9 protein-coding genes are annotated in these 12,403 nt (G+C 46.1%); 6 read left to right on the top strand and 3 right to left on the bottom strand.

Translation table 11 applies throughout. The annotated features are described in order from the left end of the window. Positions 1–11: 11 nt before the first annotated feature. The 3 genes from QUA20_RS19895 (at position 12) to QUA20_RS19885 (ending at position 4,373) form a co-directional block, all read left to right on the top strand. The gene (locus tag QUA20_RS19895) at positions 12–2,456 is read left to right on the top strand and encodes an NACHT C-terminal helical domain 2-containing protein (RefSeq protein ID WP_333190791.1); all 2,445 of its coding nucleotides are present in this window, start codon (positions 12–14) and stop codon (positions 2,454–2,456) included. Between the two features lie 112 nt (positions 2,457–2,568). Beyond that, on the top strand, positions 2,569–3,447 hold the full coding sequence (gene glyQ, locus QUA20_RS19890; RefSeq protein WP_333190790.1) for a glycine--tRNA ligase subunit alpha: 879 nt from the start codon (positions 2,569–2,571) through the stop codon (positions 3,445–3,447). Positions 3,448–3,605: 158 nt separating this feature from the next. Continuing rightward, positions 3,606–4,373, top strand: a complete 768-nt coding sequence (locus QUA20_RS19885) for an ATP-binding cassette domain-containing protein (RefSeq protein WP_333190789.1) — start codon at positions 3,606–3,608, stop codon at positions 4,371–4,373. A gap of 105 nt (positions 4,374–4,478) precedes the next feature. On the opposite strand, the gene QUA20_RS19880 is transcribed toward QUA20_RS19885, so the two are convergent. From QUA20_RS19880 to QUA20_RS19870, 3 genes are all read right to left on the bottom strand, one after another. Continuing rightward, on the bottom strand, positions 4,479–6,059 hold the full coding sequence (locus QUA20_RS19880) for a DHA2 family efflux MFS transporter permease subunit (RefSeq protein WP_333190788.1): 1,581 nt from the start codon (positions 6,057–6,059) through the stop codon (positions 4,479–4,481). 176 nt (positions 6,060–6,235) lie between these two features. Beyond that, entirely contained in the window at positions 6,236–7,507 is a 1,272-nt protein-coding gene (locus QUA20_RS19875; protein WP_333190787.1) for an MFS transporter, read from the bottom strand. Positions 7,508–7,900: 393 nt separating this feature from the next. Then, positions 7,901–8,413, bottom strand: coding sequence for a DUF2808 domain-containing protein (locus QUA20_RS19870; protein ID WP_333190786.1), 513 nt, complete (start codon positions 8,411–8,413; stop codon positions 7,901–7,903). Positions 8,414–8,991: 578 nt separating this feature from the next. Between QUA20_RS19870 and QUA20_RS19865 the strand changes: the two genes are divergently transcribed. The 3 genes from QUA20_RS19865 (at position 8,992) to QUA20_RS19855 (ending at position 12,030) form a co-directional block, all read left to right on the top strand. Further along, the gene (locus QUA20_RS19865) at positions 8,992–10,143 is read left to right on the top strand and encodes a Re/Si-specific NAD(P)(+) transhydrogenase subunit alpha (RefSeq protein WP_333190785.1); all 1,152 of its coding nucleotides are present in this window, start codon (positions 8,992–8,994) and stop codon (positions 10,141–10,143) included. Between the two features lie 187 nt (positions 10,144–10,330). Next, on the top strand, positions 10,331–10,624 hold the full coding sequence (locus QUA20_RS19860; protein ID WP_006633295.1) for an NAD(P) transhydrogenase subunit alpha: 294 nt from the start codon (positions 10,331–10,333) through the stop codon (positions 10,622–10,624). After that, on the top strand, positions 10,621–12,030 hold the full coding sequence (locus tag QUA20_RS19855) for an NAD(P)(+) transhydrogenase (Re/Si-specific) subunit beta (protein WP_333190784.1): 1,410 nt from the start codon (positions 10,621–10,623) through the stop codon (positions 12,028–12,030). The genes QUA20_RS19860 and QUA20_RS19855 overlap by 4 nt, the downstream gene beginning before the upstream one ends. Positions 12,031–12,403: the final 373 nt, after the last annotated feature.

The raw sequence follows: 12,403 nt of genomic DNA, 5'->3' as shown, positions 1-12,403 counted from the left end.
CTTAGTGAAAGGTGGATTCTCAGATCAAATCCGCAGAAGAACAACAGTTTTTAGAAGCGATCGCCCTGAAACTAAACCTGAAAGGCGATCCACGAGCGGCATTCTTGGCACGTTTTAATCCCAAAAATGCTAATACAATAAATTCTAATTTGGTAAGTTTTATTACATGGAACAAGGAACCGGAAGATAAGTCTCAGAAACTTCAAGAGGAATTACAAAATATTTGCAAAATCTTGGAAGATAATGGTTGCCCATTTAATAAACCCAAACGAGGGAGATCACCTAAAGGTCAAAGTCCGTGGGAGCAAGGGTATAAATGGCTTTGGGAATCTCGTTTTCCAGAATGGCAACGGGACAATAATCAGCAATTATCCATGCCTGGAGAGATATGTAGTAATGGTCAAGCAAATATTGATGCGTTAGTTCAGCAGGTACGATCGCGCCTCCACGATGACATCCAACGGTTGCACGGCACTATGCCGCTTTGGGGGGTCGATCGCTGGGTGCCTTTGGCTGACTTGTTTGTGGATGTCAATATTCAGGAGGAACTCAGTAGTAGTCGTAAATCGGAATTGGATGACTTGTGGCAGGACTTTAGCCAAAATCGCAGCTACCGCAGTTTCGATCGCATTGGTTTGGGCAAAAAGCGAAAACCGGTATCAGGTTTAGAGGTGCTGGCAAAGAATGCGAACCTGATGGTAGTGGGCAAACCGGGTTCGGGAAAGACCACGTATTTGCAGCGAGTCGTGATGGAGTGCAACGCAGGTAATTTACAAGCGCGCCGGATTCCGGTTTTGATTAAACTGCGAGATTTTGTCGAGGATGGGCGTTTTGTCGAGGATGGGCGTGAGGTTGCCTACTCGCTAGAGCGTTATCTACAGCGGTGCTGGCGGTTGTCGGATGCCGAAACTAAATTGGCGTTAGATCGAGGTGGGGCGCTGGTGCTGCTGGATGGGTTGGATGAAGTGACGGGAGAAGATGGGAAGAACATCGCCCTGGAAATCGAGCGGTTTGCTCGCGCTTATCCGCAGGTGCAGGTAATTGTGACCTGTCGAACGCAGAGTCAGAAATCGCGGTTTGAGCGGTTTGATTATGTGGAGGTGGCGGATTTTAATCAAACGCAGGCGCGGGCTTTTGCCCAACATTGGTATAAGGCGGTGATGGGGGATGAGTCGGGGGGACTGGCAAAAGCGCAGGAGTTTCTGGGGCTGCTCTTTTTGGAGGAGAATAAGCCGATTCGGGAGTTAGCAATTACGCCGATTTTGCTGAGTTTGACTTGTGCGGTGTTTCACCAGACGGGGAAGTTTTACTCGAAGCGTTCCAAGCTTTATGAAGAGGGGTTGGAGTTATTGCTAAAGCAGTGGGACGAACGTAGGGGAATCGAGCGAGATGAAATTTATCGCGATTTGTCAGTGGAGCGAAAGCTAGAATTATTGAGCTTTCTGGCAGTGAAGAAGTTTGAAAAAGAGCAATATGTGCTATTTGAGCAGGCAGAAATTGAGGAGTATATTGCGGAGTTTTTGGGGATTGGGCAGCGGGATAGTCGGGCGGTGTTGAGGGCGATGGAAGCGCAGCATGGATTGTTGATTGAGCGAAGTCAGAAAGTTTGGTCGTTTTCACACCTGACGTTTCAAGAGTATTTAGTCGCTCAGTATTTTTTGACTTCTTGTTGTGGTACGAATTTAGTAAACTATACTTTTAACGAGCATTGGCGAGAAGTATTTTTGCTCTTCTTTGAAAAAACACAAATTGTAGATAGATTTTTAATCGATTTTAAGCTAAAAATAGATAACTTTTTACAAGTTGAAAATAAGTATCAAAAAATGCTAGTATATATAAATGCGAAAGTATTTACTGTTCAATCCGAATATAACTCGGCTGCTTTAAGAGCTTTCTATTTTGCTATTGTTCGCTCTCTCAATCATCGTCTATCTCTTGACCTTAGTCATGTCGAGAGTCTTTCTAGCTTTTTTGACGATAGTTTAGCTCAGTCCCTTGATAATAAACTTAATATTCAGTGTAAATTGGATGATAATTATAGTTTTTGTAACGATCTTTTAATTGACTATAAGTTTGCACATGGCTATTATCCAGCTCCTTATAGTTTGCCTGAGTTAGATTCAGAATTAGAGAAATCATTGCAAAAGCTTGAGCCTAAATTACCTTACCATATAGAAGATGAATATTTATTCAACCAATGGTGGAAATATCATGGTAAGTCTTGGGTTAAGAAAATACGATCTATAATGCTAGAATTCCGTAATCTTGGTCATGACTGGGAGTTAAGTGATTCTCAAGAAAAAATACTTAAACAGTATTACAATGCAAATAAGCTGCTAATAGACTGTCTGAACAGTGGTTGTGTGGTAAGCGATGAAGTAAGGGAAGAGATTGAGGATACATTATTGTTACCGATCGCCGAAATCGAAAAACGCAAACGTGAAAAAGCCGAGTAGGGCACTTCGCTATGAATCCTGTCTTATATAATTTCGCTATGATTTATTTCAATAAACCGTGCCTTGAGTATGCTTAAATAAGTGGAGACACATACTAACCATATTTAAACCAGTGAACTTTCAATCAGTCATTGCCACCTTAAACAAATTCTGGAGCGATCGAGGATGCCTGATCGCCCAATCCTACGACACAGAAAAAGGTGCAGGAACCATGAATCCCCACACCTTTCTCAGAGCAATCGGCCCCGAACCTTGGTCTGTCGCCTACATCGAACCCTGTCGCCGCCCCACCGACGGACGCTACGGCGAAAATCCCAACCGCTTCCAACATTACTATCAATATCAAGTTTTAATTAAACCCTCTCCTCCCAACATCCAAGACATCTATTTAGACTCCCTCAGAGCATTAGGAATTCGCCCAGAAGACCACGACATTCGTTTCGTAGAAGACAACTGGGAATCGCCCACCCTCGGAGCTTGGGGCGTCGGCTGGGAAGTCTGGCTCGACGGCATGGAAATCACCCAATTTACATACTTTCAACAGTGCGGTAGCATTGACTGTCGCCCGGTATCCATTGAAATTACCTACGGACTAGAACGCCTCGCAATGTATCTCCAAGAAGTCGATGCCATGACGAAAATTCAGTGGAAAGATGGCATAACTTACGGCGACGTTCACCTGCAAGGAGAAATTGAACAGTGTAATTATAACTTTGAAGCTTCCAATCCCGAATTGCTGTTTACTCTATTTGGATTGTACGAGCAAGAAGCCGAACAATTGACAAAAAAAGGATTAGTTTTACCGAGCCTTGATTATGTGTTAAAATGTTCTCACACTTTCAATTTACTCGATGCTAGAGGTGTGATTTCTGTAACGGAAAGAACCCGCTACATCACCAAAATTCGCAATTTGGCGCGGCGAGTTGCTCAGCTTTATTTAGAACAGCGCGAAAAGCTGGGTTTTCCTTTAGAAAAAGCTGTAAAAGTTTGAGTTTGAGTTGGATTGTGGGGCGGGCATCTTGCCTGCCTTAAGAACGGGCAAGATGCCCGTTCCACAAAGAGTGAGTTGGATTGTGGAGTGGGCATCTTGCCTGCCTCAAGAACGGGCAAGATGCCCGTTCCACGAAGGTCATGTTTTTAATTAATTAAATGCCTAATTATTCGGAAAATAATACAGAAACAAATCCTCAACTGCGAATTGATAATGTTAGTTTAAAAACACCGATAGCCTCAAGTCATTTGTTGGAAAATATATCGTTTCAGGTACACAAGGGCGATCGCGTGGCAATTGTTGGCCCTTCAGGTGCGGGGAAAACAACGCTGTTGCGGTTGCTAAATCGGCTCAGCAGTCCCACCAGCGGCTCGATTTATCTGGAAAATACAGAATATCGCCAAATACCTGCGATCGAACTCCGCAAACAAATCACCCTCATCCTGCAAGAATCCAAGCTTTTGGGAATGTCGGTGCGAGAAGCATTGGCTTATCCTTTGAAGCTGCGGGGCGTGACTGCATCAAACATTGCTGAGAGAATTAGCGGGGCGATCGAACAACTGCACATACCCCAAGAATGGCTCGATCGCAGCGAATTCCAGCTTTCCACAGGCCAAAAACAGCTCGTGGCGATCGCCCGCGGCATCATCCTGCAACCAAAAATCTTGCTTTTAGACGAGCCAACATCCGCCCTAGACGCAGGAAAAGCCGCCCACCTTTTGCAAGTATTGACACAGCTAACCAACGGCAAAACCACAATTGTAATGGTCAACCACCAATTAGAATTAGCCGAGCAATTTAGCACGCGAATTCTGCATTTACAGCGCGGAAAGCTCATCGAAGATTTGCCCTCCCATCAAATAAATTGGGGGCAACTGCGGCAAAATTTAATCCAAGCAGAAGCAGAAGCCCAACAAGAATGGTGAACAAGCTAAAAAACATTTACGTTGCATTTTTAAAACTCTTAAAAATATTGTGGGATGAGCATCCTGCCCGCCCCAAAGATGCAGCGCACTCCGCGCCCTACAGAATCAATGAGCTCCCCCAGCACCCGCACCCGCTTTCACCTTTTTAAAACCCAAAATAGCAATCCCGCTTAACAGCAAAGCAATTCCCACAAAGTAAAAACAATCATTAAAAGCCATCACATAAGCTTCACGGCGGACAATATTATCAATTGCTTTAATTGCCTGGTCTTTTGCCACGCTTAAATCAGCACCGCGACTCACAAAATACTGAGTCATTTGATTAATTCGCTCCTGCGTTGCCGGATTGTACAAAGAAACAGATTCCCCCAATCGATTCGAGTGAAATTGCTCGCGTTGCGTCACCAAAGTTGCTAGCGCCGCAATCCCTATAGAACCTCCCATATTTCTCATCATATTAAACAAACCGGAAGCCGAACCAGCCTCGTGTTTCTCCATACCAGCAGTGGCAATAGTTGACAGCGGCACCATAATTAAAGGCTGTCCCAATGCCCTAACTAATTGCGACCAACGCAACTGATCGATACCCGTATCATGAGTCATGCTGGCATTCATAAAACAACTCACCGCAAACAAACTCACACCGATACCAATCATCAGCCGCATATCGATTCGCTGCATCAATTTCGGCACCAGAGGCACGATGAATAACTGCGGCACCCCAGCCCACATAATCACCTCGCCAATTTGCATGGCATTGTACTGCTGAATCTGACCTAAATACAGGGGCAAAATGTACACCGAACCGTACAATCCCACCCCCAAGGAAATATTCACAATACTAGCTAAACCGAAATTGCGGCGAGTCAGCAAGCGCAAGTTAATAAACGGTTGTTTGCGAGTTAGTTCAATCCAGAAAAAAGCGCTGATAAATATTGCTGCAATTATGCTTAAATGCACAATAAAATCAGAACTAAACCAGTCCTTGCGGCTGCCTTCTTCTAACACAACTTGCAGGGAACCCAAGCCGATCGCCATCGAGACAATTCCCCACCAGTCGCCCCCTTTTAGAAGTTCGAGTTTCAGCGGTGCGGGGGCGACGGCGTACCACACAGCAGCTAGCAGCAGCAGCCCTGGAACCAAATTGAGATAAAAGACATATTGCCAGCCGTAATTCTCAGTCAGCCACCCTCCCAATGTCGGCCCGATGGATGGTGCAAAAGTAGCTGTCATTGCAAACATCGCCATGCCGATTGGCTGCTTTTTAGGGGGCAAATTCGTCAGCAAAAATGTAAAAGACATCGGAATTAAAATGCCGCCTGACAACCCCTGCAAAGCCCGAAATACAATCATTGAATTCAAATTCCACGCCCAAGCGCAGCACATGGAAAAGAAGACAAAGAAAGCGGCATTTACCAAGATGTAGCGACGGACAGAAAACACCTGCGACAGCCAACCCGTAATCGGAATTACTACAATTTCTGCGACTAGATAGGCGGTAGAAATCCAAGAACCTTCTTCTAAAGTTGCGCCTAAAGCTGCTTGAATATCTCTGAGAGAAGCGTTGGTGATTTGGATGTCCAAAACTGCCATGAAAGCGCCGAGAATTGTTCCCATGACGCCGATCCAGGTTTTTAAGGGAACTCGATCGTCGCTCTGCTGTGGAATTGCACTTGTATTTGCCATTGGTTTAACCTCTGGTTGCGTAATTAATTTGGATGTTTTAACCGCAGAGGGCCCAGAGGGCGCAGAGAAATAGAAGAGAGAAGTTTACAAATTGTTGAGGATTGCTAGAGATACAGTCAGATATTAGCTTTGGGAATCTTGTTTAATGTTGGCATTTGTGATTTGACGCTAAATCCCTACTGCGAAATTAAACCCATTTTTTGATACAGTGGTCGGATTATGTTTTTTAAAGCTGGCAACTGTTTGGTAAAAACTACCGAGCCTAAAATACAAATTATACCTCCAATGATGACTGTATAGGGAGCGCCGATATAATTTGCCAATCCCCCGGCAACTAAATTCCCAAAGGGTGTCACTCCAAAAAATGCCATCGTGTATATGCTCATCACTCTTCCGCGTTTGTCGTCTTCCACAATTGTTTGCAAAAATGTGTTTCCTCCGGCAAATTGGATAATGAAACCAAAGCCAACGAACAACATCATGATTAATGACAGCCACAAGACGCGGGACAAACCAAAACCTATCAGTCCGAATCCCATAATTGCCGGTGAAATCGCAATCCACTTGCCGAGGCCAATTATACTTTTGCGCGAAATCAAATAAATCGCTCCCGTAAAGGCTCCGACTCCCGAAGCAGCCATCAAAAAGCCCAGAGTTTGGGCGTCGCCGTGCAGGAGTTTGGTGGCAAAAATTGGGACTAAAACTGTGTGCGACATTCCGGCCAAACTGACTAATGATAATAGCAGTAAAATTGCTCGAATCGGGGGAAACCCGAAGGCATAAACGAATCCTTCTTTTAATCTTTGTAAGGGTTTGGTATTAGTTGCTGCAATTTTACGGGCTTTGATCTGCATCGCTAATAAGCCTGCAATTACAGCAATGTAGCTGAGTCCGTCAATGAGAAAGCAATAACTTGCGCCGACTGTAGCTATCAGCAAACCTGCCATTGCTGGGCCGATTAGTCTGGCTGCGTTGAACATCGAAGCATTAATGGCGATCGCATTTGCTAAATCTTCTTTCTTTTCCACGAGTTCGGGCACAAAAGCTTGCCGTGCGGGCGCGTCAAAGGCATTAATTGCGCCTTGAAAGAAACTCAGTACCACGATCTGCCAAATGTTAACGACTCCTGTTAGCGCTAAAAATGCTAGCGCTAAGGATTGAACCATCGCTAATATTTGAGTGGCAATTATGACTCGGTGGCGGTTCCAGCGATCGATTAAAACTCCTGCAAAAGGCAGTAAAATTAATGTGGGGATTTGACTTGTAAATCCCACCACGCCGAGCATCCAAGGTGAATCGCTCAAATTGTAGACAAGCCAAACAGTAGCGACTTGCGTCATCCAATTGCCAATCAGTGAGATGCTTTGTCCTGCAAAAAACAGGCGATAATTTCTCGATCGCAGCGCTGGAGGAAGTTTTATTGTTTTGATTTTTGCTAGTAGATTCATGCAAGAGTACGGCTAGAGCAATCCTATGGGATTTGTCAATATTTTTTAGGGGTAGTTTCCCCGCGCCCTTGGTGTCAAATTAAGACTAAAACCCTCTGTTTCTCTTGTTTGTATCGAACTGCGAGATACCCCTAGCCCCTCTTAATAAGGGGGGAATAAGATTGCGATATTTCGTCCTCCTTCTTAAGGGGGATTTAGGGAGATATAGACTCGACTACAAGCGACATTTATTATGGGTTTCAATCTTAAGTTGAAACAAATGGCACGGCGGGATTGTCCCTAAACTCATTTTACCGATCGTTTAGGATTGCTATATGAGCCGGAGGTTCTATTTTTCGGTTTTCCAAAACCAGGAAACGAGCATTTTACGATCGCAACCCGATTGCGCTGCTTCTAATCAATGCTCAACAGCCAAGTACCCAGGTAGCGCAGCAAGGGAACGTCCCCAGGGGTCCGGATGCGGACGTTGAAATGGTACATTCCGCCGGGAGATGGGTTTCTGACGTTGGAGAGCACAACCTCAACATTGTTGCCGGCAGCAATTGGTTCTGCGGGATAAATTTCTATGAAACGATTTTCTTTGTCCCAGATTACTTCTTGCAATTGGATTGTTTTGTCTTTGACGCGCACTTTAATGTCTTTTTGGTCGAATTCGCCTTTGTAGTAGTCTGGATAGGATATGTTGAGTTGGGCGATCGCCAGACTTACTTTTTTGGAAGGAATTCGCAGCCGATATCTATCGCCGCTCATCCCCGCTTTGCCGTAATCCAAGCGATAGTTTAATTGGTTGGCGCGCTCGGGGCCACCGAAAATCGTGAATCCTGGCATGGACTGGGCTAAACTGATGGCGGGCAACCCAGCCACCAAGCAACCTGTAACCGCTAGTGCTGAAAATAATCGTCGCATAACAACTCCTCTAATTAAACTCTTGGTGAACCTTAAATATCGATCGCCCTAAATTTGCGATCGTGCCTACAATATATCGAATGTCTCAGCAATTTGATGAGGGCGATCCGATTTTAGATTTTAGATTTTAGATTTTAGATTTTAGATTTACTTCCGTCTGCTTTGAGAATGAATCTGGGGGCTGGTTAGAACCCGAGGCTTTTCTATGCCTCCATCCTAAGTCTGCGAAACGCTGAATCTGGGAACCTGGGAACAAATTGCTCGATCGTCAATTTTTTTTGCGTAATACTGATAACTGACATTCAAACTACAGAACTAGCCGACAGAATATTATATCATAATCGGTTGCAAACTTAACAATTTAGCGAATTTGAATGTATAAGATAAGTTAAAGATACGGCTCGAATTTGGGCGATCGGCTTTACTATCAACGAGAGAAGTTTAGGGCAACGGCGGCTCAAATGTAAAGCAAGGCATCTGGCGGTGAAAAATCGCAATTCAAGAAACCTGCGGAGGCAGGTTTTGTCTGTGTAGGAGCGGTTTCAACCGCCCTGGGAAGGCTTAAATAAGGAGAGTTCATGAAATTAGCGATCGCAAAAGAAATAGAAGCAGGCGAACGCCGGGTGGCTTTAGTACCCGACGCTGTGGCCCGATTGGTAAAACAAGGCGTCGAAGTTTGGCTGGAAGCCGGCGCGGGGGCAAAATCCTTTTTCTCGGATCTTGCTTACGAAGAAGCGGGAGCTCAGGTTGTCGCCGATACCGCTAAGCTGTGGGGCGAAGCCGATGTCGTCGTGAAAATCGGGGCGCTGCAAGAATCAGAAGTTCATCAACTCCGGGAAGGAGGCGTTTTCATCGGATTTTTGAATCCTCTGGGAGATCCAGCTTTAGTGCAGCGTTTAGCCGATCGCAAAGTAACGGCATTCAGCATGGAAATGATCCCGCGCACCAGCCGCGCTCAAAGCATGGATGCACTGTCATCTCAGGCTAACGTTGCCGGTTACAAAGCGGTACTGATCGCAGCAGCAGCTTTGCCGAAATATTTCCCAATGCTGACAACGGCGGCGGGTACGATTCGCCCCGCGAAAGTCTTGGTAATGGGCGTGGGCGTTGCTGGCTTGCAGGCGATCGCCACGGCGCGCCGTTTGGGTGCGGTAGTCGAAGCCTTCGACATCCGCCCGGAAACAAAAGAACAAGTGCAAAGTTTGGGCGCTAAATTCCTTGATGTCGAACTCAAGGAAGAAACCGTCGCCGCCGGAGGTTATGCTAAAGAGCTATCAGAAGCAGCCACAGAATACACCCGCCAAGTGCTCACCCAACACGTCAGCGCTTCCGATGCAGTGATTACAACCGCTCAAGTTCCCGGCAGAAAAGCACCTATTTTAGTTACTAGAGAAATGGTTTCTCAAATGAAGCCCGGATCGGTAATTGTTGACCTCGCGGCCGAACAAGGCGGCAATTGCGAATGTTCTGAAGCGGGGAAAGATGTTGAATGGAACGGCGTTAATGTCATCGGCCCGATTAATGTGCCCTCGTCGATGCCGGTACACGCTAGCGAAACTTACTCGAAGAATATCTCGGCTTTACTTCAGTTGATGGTGAAAGATAAAGAACTCAATTTGGATTTTGAAGACGATATCATTTCTGGTGCTTGCGTTGCCCGCGACGGTGAGATTAGCAACCAGCGAGTTCGCGATGCTTTGACGGCTGAGGCTTCAGCAGTCAATAGTTAGGAGTCATTATAGGGAACCTAAATCATAATGTCTATCGTTACAATGCTCTGCATTGTAATGTACTCCAGGAGGCTCTGCCTCCAGTCTATACCCGAGGCAGAGCCTCCCATGAATGCTTTCCCAGCCTCCGGGCTGGGAACGAGTCCATGACAAATTACCAATTTCCAATTACCAATTACCAATTGTTATGGCAGAAGGATTGATTGCAGGTTTAGTGGTGTTTACTCTGGCGTCGTTTGTAGGATTTGAAGTAATCAATAAAGTCCCGCCGACGCTGCACACACCTTTGATGTCCGGATCGAATGCGATTTCTGGAATTGCGGTTTTAGGTGCAATTCTGATTTCAGGCCAAGGCAATGTGACTGTTACTTCGATTTTGGGGACGATCGCGATCGCCCTGGCCACAATTAACGTAGTCGGCGGTTTCTTAGTAACCGATCGAATGCTGCAAATGTTCAAGAAAAAAGAGGTTAAAGCGTGAGCGATTTTCTGCCCAGTGGCATTCAACTAGGTTATTTAGTTGCGGCATCTTTATTTATTGTCGGTTTGAAACAGTTGGGTTCCCCTGCAACCGCCCGTCAAGGGAATGTGTTAGCTGCGATCGGGATGTTAATTGCGATCGTCGGTACGTTGCTGGAAAAGCAAGTAGTCAGCTACGAATTGATTGCTGTCGGAATTATCGTCGGTTCCATTTTGGGAACGATTATGGCGAATACCGTGGCGATGACGGATATGCCGCAGATGGTGGGTTTGCTTAACGGTTTCGGGGGCGCGGCTTCTGCACTCGTTGCTGTGGGAGAATTCTGGCGCTATCTCAGCATCCCGGAATCGCCTGCGCCTGATGCGACAATCACGATCCTTTTGGGTGTGCTGATCGGCGGAATTACTTTCACTGGTAGCCTTGTGGCGTTTGCGAAGCTGCAAGAATTGCTACCGGGTGCGCCAATGACGTTTCCGCTGCAACAGCCGTTTAATGCCATGCTGGCGATCGCACTTTTAGCCGGCAGCGGTTATATGCTGACGAATCCCGAAAATGTGCCGGTATTCCTGGCTTTGGTGGCGATTTCCAATATTCTGGGAATCATGTTTGTGCTACCGATAGGGGGCGGCGATATGCCGGTGGTGGTGTCGCTGCTTAACTCTTATTCGGGGATTGCGGCGAGTGTGGCTGGGTTCATTTTGATGAACAATATGCTGATTATCGCTGGTGCATTGGTGGGCGCGTCGGGGATTATTTTGACGCAAATCATGTGCAAGGCGATGAATCGATCCTTGGGTAGTGTGCTGTTTAGCGCCTTTGGTAGCGGTGGCGGAAGTGCTGCGGCTGCTGCTGGGGCTGCTGGTGCTACTGACAAAACTGTTCGCAGCATCAATCTCGAAGAAAGTGCGATGATGTTGGGTTATGCGCGATCGGTTGTAATTATTCCCGGTTACGGGATGGCTGTAGCGCAAGCACAGCACGCCGTACGCGAGTTAGCCGACGGTTTGGAAAAAATGGGTGTTGACGTGAAATACGCAATTCACCCGGTGGCTGGGCGGATGCCGGGGCACATGAATGTGCTGTTGGCGGAAGCAAACGTGCCTTATCCGCAGTTGTACGATATGGACGATATCAATCCGCAGTTTGACGAAACTGATGTAGCTTTGGTAATCGGGGCGAATGATGTAGTGAATCCGGCGGCGCGTCACGATACGGCGAGCCCGATTTACGGGATGCCGATTTTGGAGGTTGATAAGGCTAAGCATACGATCGTGATTAAGCGCGGGATGAGTGCTGGTTTTTCCGGTGTAGACAATGAGTTGTTCTACAAGGATAAGACGATGATGTTGTTTGGTAGCGCTAAGGATGTGGTTGCCAAATTGGTTTCTGAGGTGAAGCAGTTGTAGGATTTTTTAAGCGCAGATGAACGCGGATTAACGCGGATGATTAAACCCGGTTTCTTGGAGAAACCGGGTTTGTGTTTTGGGTTTGTAGATCTCGTTCGTTTTATTAGATCAAATCCGGTGGCATCGGAATTGATATTACCCACAATCAGGACACGGCTGTGTCATTTCCCTACAATTAATCGGGGGATGGTTAAATTTCTCAGGTCGTGCTGATAATTATTTTGGGGTAGGGAAACGGCATTGCCGTGTCCTCCATACTATCATTTCGGTACAACCGGAATTAATATAATTCCTATATACAGCACTTCCGGATGTTATGAGGTACAATAGAATCGACTAAAAATAATATTATACCAATGAAAGCATACTCAGT

The sequence above is a fragment of the Microcoleus sp. Pol7_A1 genome (assembly GCF_036701085.1).
GTDB classification, from domain to species: Bacteria; Cyanobacteriota; Cyanobacteriia; order Cyanobacteriales; family Microcoleaceae; genus Microcoleus; species Microcoleus asticus.
This window is presented reverse-complemented; position numbering and strand designations above follow the sequence as displayed.